Annotated in this window: 18 protein-coding genes; 4 read left to right on the top strand and 14 right to left on the bottom strand. The window is 67.5% G+C overall.

Annotated elements, in window-relative coordinates:
* Positions 1 to 4: 4 nt before the first annotated feature.
* The 13 genes from AC07NC_RS07375 to AC07NC_RS07315 all read right to left on the bottom strand — a co-directional run bounded on the left by AC07NC_RS07375 (position 5) and on the right by AC07NC_RS07315 (position 9,699).
* Positions 5 to 433, bottom strand: coding sequence for a PIN-like domain-containing protein (locus tag AC07NC_RS07375; RefSeq protein ID WP_494569102.1), 429 nt, complete (start codon positions 431 to 433; stop codon positions 5 to 7).
* Positions 430 to 1,089, bottom strand: a complete 660-nt coding sequence (locus AC07NC_RS07370; protein WP_494569101.1) for a hypothetical protein — start codon at positions 1,087 to 1,089, stop codon at positions 430 to 432. Before AC07NC_RS07370 ends, AC07NC_RS07375 begins: the two co-directional genes overlap by 4 nt.
* 53 nt (positions 1,090 to 1,142) lie before the next feature.
* Positions 1,143 to 2,033 carry an acetyl-CoA carboxylase carboxyltransferase subunit beta gene (locus AC07NC_RS07365; RefSeq protein WP_494569100.1) on the bottom strand — a complete coding sequence of 297 codons (891 nt, stop codon included), beginning with the start codon at positions 2,031 to 2,033 and terminating at the stop codon, positions 1,143 to 1,145.
* 10 nt (positions 2,034 to 2,043) lie between these two features.
* Positions 2,044 to 2,886 carry a tryptophan synthase subunit alpha gene (gene trpA, locus AC07NC_RS07360; protein ID WP_494569099.1) on the bottom strand — a complete coding sequence of 281 codons (843 nt, stop codon included), beginning with the start codon at positions 2,884 to 2,886 and terminating at the stop codon, positions 2,044 to 2,046.
* Entirely contained in the window at positions 2,883 to 3,344 is a 462-nt protein-coding gene (locus AC07NC_RS07355; RefSeq protein ID WP_494569098.1) for a hypothetical protein, read from the bottom strand. Before AC07NC_RS07355 ends, trpA begins: the two co-directional genes overlap by 4 nt.
* On the bottom strand, positions 3,341 to 4,543 hold the full coding sequence (gene trpB, locus AC07NC_RS07350; protein WP_426026666.1) for a tryptophan synthase subunit beta: 1,203 nt from the start codon (positions 4,541 to 4,543) through the stop codon (positions 3,341 to 3,343). Before trpB ends, AC07NC_RS07355 begins: the two co-directional genes overlap by 4 nt.
* 77 nt (positions 4,544 to 4,620) lie before the next feature.
* Positions 4,621 to 5,262: a phosphoribosylanthranilate isomerase gene (locus AC07NC_RS07345; protein ID WP_494569097.1), complete on the bottom strand. Its 642-nt coding sequence runs from the start codon at positions 5,260 to 5,262 to the stop codon at positions 4,621 to 4,623.
* The gene (locus AC07NC_RS07340) at positions 5,259 to 5,672 is read right to left on the bottom strand and encodes a type II toxin-antitoxin system VapC family toxin (protein WP_292150293.1); all 414 of its coding nucleotides are present in this window, start codon (positions 5,670 to 5,672) and stop codon (positions 5,259 to 5,261) included. Before AC07NC_RS07340 ends, AC07NC_RS07345 begins: the two co-directional genes overlap by 4 nt.
* Positions 5,669 to 5,932 carry a type II toxin-antitoxin system Phd/YefM family antitoxin gene (locus tag AC07NC_RS07335; protein WP_494569096.1) on the bottom strand — a complete coding sequence of 88 codons (264 nt, stop codon included), beginning with the start codon at positions 5,930 to 5,932 and terminating at the stop codon, positions 5,669 to 5,671. Before AC07NC_RS07335 ends, AC07NC_RS07340 begins: the two co-directional genes overlap by 4 nt.
* A 27-nt stretch (positions 5,933 to 5,959) precedes the next feature.
* On the bottom strand, positions 5,960 to 6,694 hold the full coding sequence (locus AC07NC_RS07330) for a pseudouridine synthase (RefSeq protein WP_494569095.1): 735 nt from the start codon (positions 6,692 to 6,694) through the stop codon (positions 5,960 to 5,962).
* A 34-nt stretch (positions 6,695 to 6,728) separates the two neighbouring features.
* On the bottom strand, positions 6,729 to 7,640 hold the full coding sequence (locus AC07NC_RS07325) for a class I SAM-dependent methyltransferase (RefSeq protein WP_292100302.1): 912 nt from the start codon (positions 7,638 to 7,640) through the stop codon (positions 6,729 to 6,731).
* Positions 7,641 to 7,687: 47 nt separating this feature from the next.
* A complete protein-coding gene (locus AC07NC_RS07320) occupies positions 7,688 to 8,488 on the bottom strand; it encodes an undecaprenyl-diphosphate phosphatase (RefSeq protein WP_494569094.1) in 801 nt (266 codons plus the stop codon).
* Between the two features lie 38 nt (positions 8,489 to 8,526).
* Positions 8,527 to 9,699, bottom strand: coding sequence for a citrate synthase family protein (locus AC07NC_RS07315; protein ID WP_494569093.1), 1,173 nt, complete (start codon positions 9,697 to 9,699; stop codon positions 8,527 to 8,529).
* 154 nt (positions 9,700 to 9,853) lie between these two features.
* Between AC07NC_RS07315 and AC07NC_RS07310 the strand changes: the two genes are divergently transcribed.
* Complete coding sequence (locus AC07NC_RS07310; protein ID WP_492071766.1) at positions 9,854 to 10,879, top strand: cation diffusion facilitator family transporter; 1,026 nt, start codon at positions 9,854 to 9,856, stop codon at positions 10,877 to 10,879.
* Between the two features lie 60 nt (positions 10,880 to 10,939).
* Positions 10,940 to 11,626 carry an FtsZ-binding protein FzlA gene (gene fzlA / locus AC07NC_RS07305; RefSeq protein WP_008263197.1) on the top strand — a complete coding sequence of 229 codons (687 nt, stop codon included), beginning with the start codon at positions 10,940 to 10,942 and terminating at the stop codon, positions 11,624 to 11,626.
* Between the two features lie 14 nt (positions 11,627 to 11,640).
* On the opposite strand, the gene AC07NC_RS07300 is transcribed toward fzlA, so the two are convergent.
* Positions 11,641 to 11,976 (bottom strand): GIY-YIG nuclease family protein, encoded by a 336-nt coding sequence (locus tag AC07NC_RS07300; RefSeq protein WP_494569092.1) that lies wholly within the window; start codon positions 11,974 to 11,976, stop codon positions 11,641 to 11,643.
* A 58-nt stretch (positions 11,977 to 12,034) separates the two neighbouring features.
* Between AC07NC_RS07300 and AC07NC_RS07295 the strand changes: the two genes are divergently transcribed.
* A complete protein-coding gene (locus AC07NC_RS07295) occupies positions 12,035 to 12,577 on the top strand; it encodes a DUF2239 family protein (protein ID WP_494569091.1) in 543 nt (180 codons plus the stop codon).
* 195 nt (positions 12,578 to 12,772) lie between these two features.
* Positions 12,773 to 13,888 (top strand): tRNA epoxyqueuosine(34) reductase QueG, encoded by a 1,116-nt coding sequence (gene queG / locus AC07NC_RS07290; RefSeq protein ID WP_494569090.1) that lies wholly within the window; start codon positions 12,773 to 12,775, stop codon positions 13,886 to 13,888.
* The last annotated feature ends 7 nt before the right edge of the window (positions 13,889 to 13,895 follow it).

The raw sequence follows: 13,895 nt of genomic DNA, 5'->3' as shown, positions 1-13,895 counted from the left end.
AATCTCAGTCTAAACGAGGAAGCTTTCGGACTGACTCAATATCCAAAGTCCAACTCGAGGGCAGGCGAAAATGCTCTCCGGGTTCAGAATCCTGCGCCAAACGCACGATTATGGGAAACCAGCGGATAAGAAACGCTGCCTGCCCATACAAGCGCAAAGGCGTCCAAAATCTTCCCTCAGGAGGGAAGACTGCTATGATGCCTGCCGCTTGCAAAGCGGCGCGTTCCGCAGGCCGATCTCGCATTCTCTCATCGCCAGAGACTATGCAGGAGCCCTCTCGAAGAGCGAAGTCCGCCAACCAATCTACGTCTGCTTGACCGACCGCATTCGCCTCGAACGCAGTTTCGATCTCGACATCTTCAGGCAACCTCAACTGGCGGAGAGCGTCCGGAATTCGACGAGAGATGTTTTCGTCGAACCGGATCAGGGTCACGCGGCCAACCGCTGCTCAAACTCGGCGGCCTGTCGAACCGCGTCTTGGGAAATCAAATACCAGTCCGCCGCCGCTTCGATCCCTTCGCTTTCGGCCACAGACGCCAACTTGGCGGTTGGGGCCGCAGCGTCGCCATCGACAACGACCGGGCGACCAAAGGCAAGCCTCGGATCAATCCGAACAAGCGGTAAATCTTGCGGATAGGGCTCAAAATAGCGTGCCACGCCGCGCTTAAAGACTACACGGCCCTCAAGCGCGGGCCGCATTAAATCGGGTTCAGCATAGCATTCGTTGACCAGATTGATCAGGCGACCGTCGGAACTTTCGAAAAGACGAAAACCATCCGACACGATTCTCAGATCCGCAGCAAATGGATGAGGCACTCCTTGGCGTCTCAACTTCTCCGATACCTTGCGAAGAAGCCGCATAGGAACGCCTTCCCGGAGCATGTGGGACACAAACCTAGCTTCGAGCAGAGCTTCGAACGATAAGACTGGTCGATTTTGAATTGGCTCGTAATCAGACACGACAAGGGGCGGATCACCTTTGGTCCACCGAAGAACCTCAGACGAATCACGGCGGACAAGGCGCGCGACTTGGCTGGTGGTGAACGCGCCAGCGCTCCCAATCTGCTGCCAGGACAGAACGTCGCCCATAACTGCCTCCTTTAGGCGAGTATGAATCGCGTCACTAGGTTGAGCAAGCGCCGTCAGGCCGCCTGGCGGTTTCCGCCCATCAGCATGGACAGGATCTGGCCCAGGACGCGCGGCAGGTCGGCGCGCACGACCACCCGGTCGACCATGCCCTTTTCCTGCAGATATTCGGCGCGCTGGAAGCCCGGCGGCAGTTTCTCGCGGATGGTGGCCTCGATCACGCGCGGACCGGCGAAGCCGATCAGGGCGCCCGGTTCGGCCAGATGCACGTCGCCCAGCATGGCGTAGGAGGCGGTCACGCCGCCCGTCGTCGGATCGGTCAGGACTACGGCGTAGGGCAGGGTCGCGGCCTTCAGCTCCTGGATGGCCAGGGTGGTGCGCGCCATCTGCATCAGCGACAGGGCGCCTTCCTGCATCCGTGCGCCGCCGGCGGCGGTGAAGCAGATCATCGGAACCTTGCGGGCCACGGCCTCGCGCGCGGCCTTGATGAAGGCCTCGCCGGCCGCCATGCCCAGGGACCCGCCCATGAAGGTGAAGTCCTGCACGATCACCACGGCTTCCTGACCGCCGACGACGCCATAGCCGATGGCCATGGTGTCCTTACGCCCCGCCGCCTTGCGCGCGGCGCTCAGGCGGTCCTTGTAGGACTTGCCGTCCGAGAATTTCAGCGGGTCTTCCGGCACGTCCGGTGTGTCGATGGACTCATACTGGCCGCCGTCGAAGGTGGCCTTCAGCCGCGTCGGCGCGTCGATCCGCATATGACGGCCCGACGGCGTCACCCACAGCGAGGCCTCCAGGTCCGAGCGGTACAGCATCTCGCCCGTATCGGGGTCCTTGACCCACAGATTGTCGGGAGTGTCGCGGCGCGAAACGATCTTGCGGACGCCGGGCGCGAAACGGCTGAGCCAGCCGCCGCGCTTTTCCTGGGGTTTGTTCTTGTCGACCATGGGCGGGCTCTTAGACGGTTTCCGTCAGGGATGCACCAGTCCGCACCGACCGAACCGCGTCGCCCAGCGCCTTGACCCGGGCCAGAACGCGCGGCGCGGCCGGTTCCCCGGCCTCCAACGCCGCCGCCACCTCGTCCACCAGGGCCGACCCGACCACCACCGCATCGGCCACCCGCGCGATCTCGGCCGCCCGCTCCGGCGTCTTGACCCCAAACCCGACGGCGACCGGCAGACCCGAGGCCTTGCGCACCCGCTCCACCGCCGGCGCCACCACCTCGGCGTTCGCCTCCTTGACGCCCGTCACGCCCGCGACGGCGACATAATAGACGAAGCCCGACGTGCCCTGGACCACGATCTTCAGCCGTTCGTCGTCCGAGGTCGGCGTCGCCAGCCGGATCAACGAGATCGACACCTTGTCCAGCGCGTCGATCAGCGGCCCGGCCTCTTCGGGCGGGCAGTCCACCACGATCAGCCCGTCGACGCCGCAGTCGGCCGCGTAGGCGGCGAAGGCGTCATAGCCCAGGCTCTCGATCGGGTTCAGATAGCCCATCAGGATGATCGGGGTCGCGTCGTCGCTCTTACGGAATTCACGCGCCAGATCCATGGTGGTGCGCAGGCCGAACCCGGCCTTCATCCCGCGAATGGCGGCCCGCTGGATCGGCGGCCCCTCGGCCATCGGATCGCTGAACGGGAAGCCCAGTTCGATGATGTCGGCCCCGGCGGCGGGCAGGCCGCGCAGAAGCTCCAGCGCCTCCTCGCGCGACGGATCGCCCCCCATCACATAGGGAATAAAGGCCGCACGGCCCTCGGCCTTCAGCGCAGCGAAACAGGCGTCGATACGGGCGGTGGTCATTGCGGCGTGGTTTCCGAAGCGGGCTTCTCGGCGGCGGGCTGGGCGCACACATCGCCCGGCACAGTGGCGAAGCCCAGATAGGCGGGCAGTTCGGCGACGGCGGTCTTGGTGGTGTCGTAGAAGGCGACCATCTGCATGCCGTCGCAGCCGCCGGCCTCGCGGCGCTTGACGAAGACCACGCGGTTCTCGTCGCCGCCCGCCGCCAGCCAGCCCTTGGTCGCCAGATCGGCGATGTAGGCGTCGGCCAGGGCGCCGACCTGCCCCAGGGGCGCGGTGACGCACCAGGCCCGGCCGGCCAGATTGTTAAGGCCGCCGCAATCCGGCGACAGCTGCGCGCCGGGCAGCAGGGCGACCTCGGCGGGCTGGACCTGCGCCGGTGCAGGCGCAGCCGAGGTCTGGGCCTGAACGGCGGTCGAAAGGCTCAGCGCGGCGGTCGCCGCCAGAAGGCTGCGGATCACAGTTCGACTCCCAGATGTTTGGCGACCTGGAAGATGTCCTTGTCGCCCCGGCCCGACATCAGCAGGACGATATCGCCGCCCTTACCGACTTCGCGCGCCACTTCGCCCGTCCGCGCCAGGGCGTGGGCCGGTTCCAGCGCCGGAATGATGCCTTCCAGTTTCGAGCACAGCTGGAAGGCCTCCAGCGCCTCATTGTCGGTCGCCGAGCGATACTCGGCCCGGCCGATGTCATGCAGCCAGGCGTGTTCCGGTCCGATGCCCGGATAGTCCAGACCGGCCGAGATCGAATGGCCCTCGACGATGTTTCCGTCCTCGTCCTGCAGCAGATAGGTGCGGTTGCCGTGCAGCACGCCCGACCGCCCGCCCTTCAGCGACGCCGCATGGTCCGGCGTATCCAGCCCGTGACCCGCCGCCTCGACCCCGATCAGCCGCACGGTCGCGTCGTCGATGAAGGGGTGGAAGGCGCCGATGGCGTTCGACCCGCCGCCGATACAGGCCACGACGGCCTCCGGCAGCTTGCCCATCCGGGCCATCGACTGGGTCTTGATCTCCTTGCCGATCACCGATTGGAAATCGCGCACCATGGCCGGATAGGGGTGCGGCCCCGCCGCCGTGCCGATGATGTAATAGGTGTCCGAGACATTGGTGACCCAGTCGCGCATCGCCTCGTTCATCGCGTCCTTCAGGGTCGCGGCGCCGGCCGTGACCGAGAAGACTTCCGAACCCAGCAGACGCATGCGGAACACGTTCGGCTGCTGCCGCTCGACGTCCACCGCGCCCATATAGACGGTGCAGGGCAGGCCGAACCGCGCCGACACGGTGGCTGACGCCACGCCGTGCTGACCCGCGCCCGTCTCGGCGATGATCCGGGTCTTGCCCATGCGCCGCGCCAGCAGGATCTGGCCCATGCAATTATTGATCTTGTGCGCGCCCGTATGGTTCAGGTCCTCGCGCTTCAGCCAGATTCGCGCCCCGCCGAAATGTTCGGTCAGGCGTTCGGCGAAATACAGCGGGCTCTCGCGCCCGACATAATGGGTCAGGAAACCGTCCAGCTCGGCCTGGAAACTGGGGTCCGCCTTGGCCGCCTTATAGGCCGCGTCCAGCTCGTGGATCAGCGGCATCAGGGTCTCGGCCACGAACTGCCCGCCATACGGACCGAACCGGCCCTGCGCGTCCGGCCAGGCGTAGGCGTTGGACAACGGCTGGGCGGGATCAGGGGTCTGGATGGGGGTTTGAGCGTTCACGAGTCCAACTTTCACGCAGGGAGGCGTCGTAATTACGTCCGGCGCGCGTTTTGGATGAAGGCCGCGATCCGGTCGGCGTCCTTAACACCCGGCGCGCTTTCGACGCCAGAGGACACATCCAGCATCGGCGCCCCGGTGGTCCGCAGCGCCTCGGCCACATTGTCGGGATTCAGCCCCCCCGCCAGGAACCAGGGATGGCGGAACGCCCGGTCCGCCAGCAGGGTCCAGTCGAAGCTGTGCCCCACCCCGCCCGGCAGAACCGACCCCTCGGGCGGCTTGGCGTCGAACATCAGGTGATCGGCGTGATAATCCCATTCGTCGGCGGCGGCGAAGTCGTCGCCATGCCGGATGGGCAGGGCCTTGATCACCCCCGCCCCGGTCAGAGCCCGAACAGTTTCCGCCCGCGCCGAGGTCTCCGCCCCGTGCAGCTGGATGAAATCCGGCCTCAGCGTCCGCGCGATCTCTTCCAGCAAGGCGTCGTCCGGATCGACCGTCACCGCCACGATCTTCGCCCGCCCCCGCGCCCGTTCGAACAGACGCGCCGCGGCTTCCGGCGCCAGATGGCGCGGGCTCTTGGGAAACACCACCGCCCCCACGAAATCCGCCCCCCCGTTGAGGGCGGCGTCCAGGGTGTCGGCGGTCGTCAGGCCGCAGATCTTGATGGCCGTCGTCATGGGATCACGACCTCTAGGCCGAGGTCGCAGGCCACTGCCGCCATATCCGCATCCAAGGTGGCGACGACGCAATCATTCCGCGCCGCGATCGCCAGATGCAAGGCGTCCGGCGCGCGCAGCCTTGCATCACTCCGAACCATCACACGCGCCTCCACGATGTCGCCGTCGATCACCGACAGAACTGTGCGCGTCTTCAACCACTGATCCAACTGCCGTTCCAAGGCGCGACGGTCCTTGTCGAGCAGATGTCGCATACGGCTCTTCACCGCGAGGGCTGAAGAAAACTCACTCAACGCCCAGCTGCTAAGCACGAAATCATCGACACCGGCGATCCAATCCAAAGCACGTGGCGTGTGCCTATCGGCGTGGAAAAGGGACACCAGGACGCTGGTGTCGAGATAGAGAGTCAAATCTCTTCATCCCGCATACGCCGGACCAGGGTGACGGAGTCCATGGGCGCTTCCGATTTGATGCGCACCTTTTCCAACCAGGCCATGTCGATGGGGCCGGATGTCGGGACGGCCACCTTAGCCGGCTCAAGCCGCGCGACGGGGACGCCGCGCCGCGTGATGGTCACGGCCTCGCCCGCCAGCATGCGATCCAGCAGCTTGGGCAGGTTGTTCTTGGCTTCGGCGACGGAGTAGCTGGACATGGCCATCAAGATAGCCATCTGGCGTCAAAAGTCCACAATCTCGGCTCAGACGAAGATCGATGCGATCTCCTCCGGCGTCAGCAGCCGCCACTGCCCCGGCGCCAGATCGGCCGGCAGCGTCAGGCCGCCCAGCCGTTCGCGATGCAGGGTCTCGACGTGGTTGCCGGCGGCGGCGAACATGCGTCGCACCTGGTGATAGCGGCCCTCCGTCACCGTCAGCAGGGCCTCGGTCGGGGACACCACCTCCAGCACCGCCGGCGCCAGCGGCTTGTCCTCGCCCTCCAGCACCAGTTCGCCCGAGGCGAACAAGGCGCCTTCCGTCCCCGTCAACGGCCGCGCCAGCCCGGCGCGATACACCTTGGCCACATGGCGTTTGGGGCTGATCACCCGGTGCAGCAGATCCCCGTCGTCGGTCAGCAGCAACAGGCCCGTGGTCTGCTTGTCCAGCCGCCCGATGGTCGAGATGGCCGGATCGCGCGACCGCCAACGCCCCGGCAGGATGTCATAGACCAGCGCCCCCTCTTCCTTGTGCGAACAGGTCATGCCCAGCGGCTTGTTCAGCAGGATCACCAGACCCTGCACCGGATCCAGCGGCTCGCCGTCGATCTCCATCCGCGTCGGCAGGTCGCGCGTCACCGGGATCCGCCTGGACACATCCGTCAGGTCCGCCCCGTCCAGCACGATCCCTCCGGCCTTGGCCATCCGCGCCATCTCGGCCCGCGAGCCATAGCCCATCGACCCCAGCAGACGGTCGACGCGGGAGGTGGGGACTTTTTTCATGCGCTATCGCCCTTCGGGCTGCTTGAGCGCGGACTCACTTCACCGCCTCGAACAGCTTGTACCCGCCCGCATCCGCGACCAGCCGCACCCGGTTGAACGCCGTATTCAACTCGGCCTCGTACGGCAGGTGCCGGTTCGCCACGATCCAAGCGACCCCGCCCTTCTTCAGCAATTCGGCCGCCTTCCTGATAAAGGCCTGCCCCAGCCGGCGATCCTCGGCCCCGCCGTCGTGGAAGGGCGGATTGCTGACGACGAAGTTCAGCTCGCCGTCCGCGGTCATCGTCCGCACGTCGGCCCATTCGACGCCCGCACGCGGGTCTTCGACATTCTTTCGCGCCGCCTCGACGGCCCTGCGGTCCAGGTCGATCAGCCGCAGCGACGTCACCGCCGCCGACCGCAGGGCCACCGTCGCCAGGGCGCCGTAACCGCAGCCCAGATCGACGCCCGCCCCCTTCAGCGCCGGCATATGTTGCGCCAGCAGGGCCGAGCCCGGGTCGATCCGGTCCCAGGCGAAGATCCCCGGCTGCGACCAGGCCTCCAGCCCCGGCACGATCCGCGGCGCGCCCTCGGCTATGGCCTCGTCGATCCCGGCCATCGTCTCGGGCTTGATCACGATACAGCGGCGGTGGTGCGCCTTGGCCGTCTCACCGACCTCGACGCCGAAGCCGGTCAGCTCCTTCTTCAGCCGCGACCCGCCCTTGTCCTTAAGGGCCATGACGTCCAGCCGCCCCCCGACCTTCAACGCCCTCAGCGCCAGGGCCAGGACATAGCGCCGCTCCAACACGCCGGGCGGGGCGTAGATCATTATATCGTCGGCCGAGCCCTCGGGCACGGTCTCAAGCGCGGTGGAGCCGGGGATCAGGGGCGAGGTCTGGATCGCGGCGCCCGCTCCAGTGCCGGGTGGATCGAAGACGACCGGCGGTCGGCCGTAAAGAAGCGTGGTCATGACCGCCCCTTAGAGGCAGACGCTGCAATTCGCCAGCGTCGCGGGACTCAGAACCCCGCCTGCAACAGCGCCAGCCCAACCACCCCGACCACGATCCGCCACCAGGCAAAGGGCGCAAACCCGTGCTTGGACACGAAATCCAGCAGGAACCGCACCACCACCAGGGCCGTCAGGAAGGCCACCAGGAAGCCCACCGCGATCAGGCCGACGTCGCTGAAATCCAGCGTCTTGTGGTTCTTCAGCAGGTCATAGGCCACCGCCGCCCCCATGGTGGGCAGGGCAAGGAAGAAGCTGAACTCGGCCGCCGACCGCTTGTCGGTCTTCAGCAGCAGGCCGCCGGCGATGGTGGCGCCCGAGCGCGACACGCCGGGGATCATGGCCAGGCACTGGAACAGGCCGATCAGGAAATAGACCCGCATCGGATAGGCGTTCGCGTCCAGCCACTGCGGCCGCTTGTCCATCCGGTCCAGCAGCAGCAGGAGGATCCCGCCGACGATCAGGGCGACGCAGATTACCTGCGGCGTCTCGAACAGCACGTCCTTTATAAAGCCATAGGCCATAAAACCGATCACCACCGCCGGCGCGAACGCGACCAGCAGGCCGATCAGGAACCGCCGCGCCTCGACATCAAAGGGCCAGCGCGTCGCCAGGGTCCACAGCCGTTTGAAATAGACGCTGACGATGGCCAGCAGGGCGCCGAGCTGGATGACGATCTCGAACGTCTTGCCCGAGCTCTGAAAGCCCATGAAATGGCCGAGCAGAAGCATGTGGCCGGTGGAGGACACCGGTATGAACTCGGTCAGTCCTTCGACCAGACCGAGAATGATCGCTGCAAGCCAGTCAGACATGATATCCCCGTGGGGCCGGCCCGCCTGACCGAAAAACGTCAGTGGGAGCCCGGCTCGGGCCCCACATAGCGCAATCTCGCCCGGATAGGCGAGCCGTCCGCCGCCTGATCCACAGCATGGGCCAGAAGGCCGATCAGACGCCCCAGCATCAACAGGTCCCCCGCCCCCGTCGGACCCAGGTCCAGTCGGCGCGCCGTCAGGGCCAGGGCCAGACCGAAGCCCGGCGGCAGTCCGCCCGCCGCCTCGCCCTCGGTCCAGACCGCCTTCAGGTCCGCCGTCAGGTCCGCCGCATCCAACAGGGCGGGGGCGCGCGGATCGACCCGGCCGAATTCCGTATCCGCCGCGAAGCCCGGCGCGCACCCCTTCAGCCCGATCCAGCGCCGCGCCGCGCCGGTCGGATCGCGCCGCGCCTCGCCGACATAGGCCACGACATCGTCGATTTCCGTCAGCGGCGTCCCCCCCAGGGTGGTCGCGCCCGCCAGAACGGCGCCGGCCAGGGGCGCGCCCCCGCCCGCCGCCGCCCGGGTCGCCAGGACCGCGTCGTCCAGGCCGGCGTCGGCGCCCAGCACCAGGGCGCGACGGATCAGATGACTGTCGCGTTCGGCCGCCTTGAAGCCGCGCGCCAGCCGCTGGTGAAGATACAGGCGGGGTCCCGGCCCGGAGACGCTGTCCACCACCTCGCTCAGCAGAGAGGCGGCCTCGCGCTTGAGGCTGACGGGGTCATGGGTCCGAAGCGCCCGGTCCTCGATGGCGCGGCGGCCCAGCACGGCCAGGACCCGCCTCTGGGTGGATCCGCCGACGATGGGGTCGATGCGAGGCTTCAGATCGGCGAAGGGATTGGTCTCGTGGGCGTCCCACAGGGCGCGCGCCGCCGTCTCTATGGTCGCGGTCTCCGCTAGTTGCACCGCGTCCAGACCGCGATAGAACAGCCGACCGTCGGCGATCAGCGACACCGAGGACTGGATGTCCGCCTCGCCCCGCGCCGCCGCCCCCATGACCGGCGCCCGCACTTCGGGGCCGTCCGTCTCGGCGCCGCCCTCGCCGCACAGCCGCGCCACGTCGGAGACGGCGTACAGACTGCGTCGGGGATCGGTGGGATCGGGTCGGGCGGCGATCCGGCCGCGACTGACATAGGCGTACAGGGTCTGGGCCTTGACCCCAAGCCGGGTCAGGGCCTCGCTCCGCGCGATCCAGCGTTCGTCAGCGCTCATGTCGTCCCCACGACTGATGCCCATCAACTATGTACGGCGTTCGACATAGCGCCGTTGTGTGTCCTTAACGCTAACGCAGCCGCAATCCAAAGGAGGCGCTCGAATTAGGGCCTGCGGTTGGCATTCCGCCACGATTGCGCGACAAGAGGCGGGAATGACGTCGCCCGCTCCTCCTCCCGCACCCGCGCCCCTTGAAGACGCTCATCTGGCCACCCGCCGCATCACGCGACTGTCGGTCGGGGTCGCTCTGGTGCTGATCGTGCTGAAGGCCTTTGCGTTGGGCGCCTCCGGTTCGGTCTCCATCCTGGCGACGCTGACGGATTCGGTGCTGGATCTGGTCGCCTCGCTGGCGACCTTCTTCGCCGTGCGCTGGGCCGCCACACCGGCGGACGAAGATCATCGCTACGGCCACGGCAAGGGCGAGGCCCTGGCCGCCATGGTCCAGGCCGGTCTGGTCTTCGCCTCCGCCATCTTCATCGGGTGGGAGGGAATTCAGCGCATCTTCGATCCGCGTCCCGTCACCTCCGGCGGCTGGGCGACCGGGGTGGTGATCGTCTCCATCGCCATCACCGCCTGGCTGGTCTGGATGCAGACCCGGGCCCTTAAGAAGACCGGCTCCATGGCCGTCGCCGGCGATCGCGCCCACTACGCCGCCGACCTGGCCGCCAATCTGGTGGTGCTGATCGGGGTGATCTCGGGCGCCTTCCTGGGGGCGCCCGGCCTGGACGCCGCCGCCGGCCTGGTGGTCGCCGTCTGGCTGTTCTGGGGGGCGACCGGCATGTTGAAGGCCGCCGCCGACCATCTGCTGGACCGCGCCGTGCCCGAGACGGACCGCGCCGCCGTCATCCACGCCGTCCTCGCCGACCCGCGCATCTCAGGCGTCCACCAGTTGCGCACCCGCATGGCGGGCCAGGTGATGATGGTTCAGATGCACGTCGATCTGGACCCCGACCTGACGCTGGACGCCGCCCACGCCATCGTGGTGGAAGCCGAGACCCGGGTGCTCAGCCACTTTCCCGCCGCCGACATCCTGATTCACGCCGATCCGCGCGGCCGGGTCTGCCCGCCCTCTGCCGACACGCCGCCGCTCGCCGCACCCGGTGCGTCGGAATCGACAGCTGACGCCGAACCACGCACCGTCGCCCCCACGACCACCCCGCCCAAAGGCCCCTGGTCCTGATCCTGTCCTGATCGCGATCCGGTAAATGGACATTAACGGGTGTCGGCGCATCAAGCGGCGATGTCCGAGTCCACCGTCCTGTTCCATTTCGCCTTCCAGCCCGCCTCGCGCGCCGCGCGTCTGGCTCTGGGCGAGGCGCGTATCGAATGGACCGACACCCCGGTCCGTCCGTGGGAGGACGACTGTCCGGTCAACGACTTCAACCCCTCGGGCCTGCCGCCTGTCGTCCAGACCACGGATCGCGGCCGCCCCCTGACCCTGTGCGAACTCCCCGCCGTCCTGGGCTGGATTGAGGATCAGCAGAAGGCCCCCCTGCTTCTGTCCGCCGACCCCGCCGAACGGGCCGAGGCGCGCCGCCTGACCGGCTGGTTCGAGCGCCGCTTCACCGATGAAGTCGACGCCGTCCTGCTGCATGAGCGGATGGAGAAACCCCTGCTCAAACTGGGCCCGCCCGAGGCCCGCGCCCTGCGCCACGGCCGCGACGCCCTGAAATCCCACCTCGCCATGCTGGAAGACCTGGTCGCCGCCCGCGACTGGCTGGCCGGCCGCCGCCTCAGCCAGGCCGACCTGATCGCCGCCGCCCATCTGTCGGTGCTCGACTATTTCGGCGAGATCCAGTGGGCCAACTGGCCGTCGCTGAAGACCTGGTACTCCAAACTCAAATCCCGTCCCTGCTTCCGCCCCCTGCTGGCGGACCGCTTCGTCGGGGTGCCGCCGTCGGCCTGGTACGCGGACCTGGATTTCTAAAAAGCTCGCCCCCTCTACAACGCCTCCGCACCCAACCGCGCGATCCACAGCTTCGCCCGGCTGACCAGTTCGTCCTTGCGACGAAGGTCCGAGATATCCTCCGGCAAGCGATCCAGCTGCTCGAAGCGGAAATCCTCGCGCGCGTGCGCCTTCCACGCCGCCTGAAGCGACCGGTACGGACTGCCGCCGTGGCGCAGCGCGAACCACAGCCCGTTCTGTTCGGTGTCGATGTGGCGGCTCTTGCCGACCCAGACCTGGCCCGTCGCGCTGCAGATCACGGCGTAGATCCCGGCGATGGTGGGCCGCTCCTTGTATGCGGCGATCAGGCTCTTGCGATTTGTCTGGGTCATGGCGCTCTCTTATTTATCCGGGTATAAACATGACAGCTAATTTTATCCGGGTAAATACATGAGCGACGAAGATCGCGATCTGGTGCTGTTCGACGGCCCCAACCGCATCGCCAGAGGCTCGGACGCCGCTGTCGTGGCCGCTTTCCGCAAGGCCCTGGCGGCCTCGCCTCAAGCCGCGCTGCGCGTGTTCGATCTGGCGACCGGCCGCCCGGTCGACCTGGACCTCCGCGAACAAGAACCTGCTCCGGCTCCCAAGCGCGGCCGTCCGCGCCTGGGCGTCGCCGCACGCGAAGTCACGCTTCTACCTCGCCATTGGGACTGGCTGGCGGCCCAGCCCGGCGGCGCCTCGGCCGTCCTGCGTCGTCTGGTGGACCAGGCCCGCAAGACCGGCGCGGACGGCGACGCGCGACGTCGCCGCACCGAGGCCGCCTATGGGTTCATGGTCGAGATAGCCGGCGACGCCCCCGATTTCGAAGAGGCCAGCCGCGCCCTGTTCGCCGGCGACCGCGACCGGCTCGCCGCCCTGATCGCGCCGTGGCCCACGGACATCCAGGGCCAGATTCTGGAACTGTTCGACGGCGAGGCCGCATCGGACGAATGACCGCCCCAAGACCCTCTCCCGCTTGCGGGAGAGGTGGCCCGGCGTCCGCGCAGCGGACCAGGGTCGGAGAGGGAAGTGTCGCTCAAAAGAAAACTTCCCCCATCGTCAGGCGTGTCGCTTCGCGCCACGGCCTGACACTTCCCCCGCAAGCGGGGGAAGGTCTTCCTCGCCCCATTTCGTGCTATCCCCCGCCCCGTGTCCGACCGCCTGAAAACCTTCATCCGCCAACGCGCGGCCGAACTCGGCTTCGATGTCTGCCGCTTCGCCTCGGCGGCCGACGCCTGGCCGGCGGGCGAGCGGCTGCGCCATTTCGTGGACGAGGGCCGGCACGGCGACATGGAGTGGATGCAGACGACGCTGGACCGCCGTCAGCACCCCACCGCCATGTGGGACGAGGCGAAGACCGCCATTGTCCTGGGCATGAACTACGGCCCCGACGACAATCCGCTGGACCAGCTGGCCGACCGTTCCGCCGCCTATATCTCGGTCTATGCGCGGGGCGACGACTATCACGAGGTCATCAAGGGCCGGCTGAAACAACTGGCGGGCCAGATCGCGGCCCGCAACGGCGCGGACATCAAGGTCTTCGTCGACACCGCCCCCCTGATGGAAAAGCCGTTGGCCCAGCGCGCCGGACTGGGCTGGCAGGGCAAGCACACCAATCTGCTCAGCCGCACCCACGGCAACTGGCTGTTCCTGGGCACGATCCTGACCGCCGCCGAGATCGAACCGGACGCGGCCGAGACCGAACACTGCGGCCGTTGCACCGCCTGTCTCGACGCCTGTCCGACGAACGCCTTCCCCGCCCCGTTCCAGCTCGACGCCCGGCGCTGCCTCTCCTACCTGACCATCGAGTTCGCCGGGCCATGGCCGGTGGAGTTCCGCACCCTGACCGGCTCGCGCATCTATGGCTGCGACGACTGTTTAGCCGTCTGTCCGTGGAACAAGTTCGCCCAGGAAGCCCGCGAGATCCGGCTGGCGCCCCGCCCCGCCTTCAACAGCCCGCGCCTTCACGACCTGCTGACGCTTGACGACGCCGCCTTCCGCGCCGTGTTCACCAAGAGCCCCGTCAAGCGCATCGGCCGCGACCGGTTTCTGAGGAACGTCCTCTATGCGGTCGGCAATTCCAACGACCCGACCCTGATCGCCCCGACGCAAGCCCTGCTGGCCGACCCCGCCCCCCTGGTGCGCGGCGCCGCCGTCTGGGCCCTGTCGCGTCTGATGGCCCCCGCCGACTTCGCCGTCCTGCGTCAGGCGACGAAAGAGACCGACCCCCAGGTTCTGCGCGAATGGCAGGGCCTGAGCGCCTAATTCTGCG

The sequence above is a fragment of the Brevundimonas sp. GW821-FHT10A07 genome, from assembly GCF_059415785.1.
This window is presented reverse-complemented; position numbering and strand designations above follow the sequence as displayed.

Excerpts from the sequence above, each read along its gene's own strand:
- AC07NC_RS07370 (WP_494569101.1), bottom strand. The coding sequence starts at position 1,089 with ATGGGCGACGTTCTGTCCTGGCAGCAGATTGGGAGCGCTGGCGCGTTC.
- AC07NC_RS07365 (WP_494569100.1), bottom strand. The coding sequence starts at position 2,033 with ATGGTCGACAAGAACAAACCCCAGGAAAAGCGCGGCGGCTGGCTCAGC.
- trpA (WP_494569099.1), bottom strand. The coding sequence starts at position 2,886 with ATGACCACCGCCCGTATCGACGCCTGTTTCGCTGCGCTGAAGGCCGAG.
- AC07NC_RS07345 (WP_494569097.1), bottom strand. The coding sequence starts at position 5,262 with ATGACGACGGCCATCAAGATCTGCGGCCTGACGACCGCCGACACCCTG.
- AC07NC_RS07335 (WP_494569096.1), bottom strand. The coding sequence starts at position 5,932 with ATGGCTATCTTGATGGCCATGTCCAGCTACTCCGTCGCCGAAGCCAAG.
- AC07NC_RS07330 (WP_494569095.1), bottom strand. The coding sequence starts at position 6,694 with ATGAAAAAAGTCCCCACCTCCCGCGTCGACCGTCTGCTGGGGTCGATG.
- AC07NC_RS07325 (WP_292100302.1), bottom strand. The coding sequence starts at position 7,640 with ATGACCACGCTTCTTTACGGCCGACCGCCGGTCGTCTTCGATCCACCC.
- AC07NC_RS07320 (WP_494569094.1), bottom strand. The coding sequence starts at position 8,488 with ATGTCTGACTGGCTTGCAGCGATCATTCTCGGTCTGGTCGAAGGACTG.
- AC07NC_RS07315 (WP_494569093.1), bottom strand. The coding sequence starts at position 9,699 with ATGAGCGCTGACGAACGCTGGATCGCGCGGAGCGAGGCCCTGACCCGG.
- AC07NC_RS07310 (WP_492071766.1), top strand. The coding sequence starts at position 9,854 with ATGACGTCGCCCGCTCCTCCTCCCGCACCCGCGCCCCTTGAAGACGCT.
- fzlA (WP_008263197.1), top strand. The coding sequence starts at position 10,940 with ATGTCCGAGTCCACCGTCCTGTTCCATTTCGCCTTCCAGCCCGCCTCG.
- AC07NC_RS07300 (WP_494569092.1), bottom strand. The coding sequence starts at position 11,976 with ATGACCCAGACAAATCGCAAGAGCCTGATCGCCGCATACAAGGAGCGG.
- AC07NC_RS07295 (WP_494569091.1), top strand. The coding sequence starts at position 12,035 with ATGAGCGACGAAGATCGCGATCTGGTGCTGTTCGACGGCCCCAACCGC.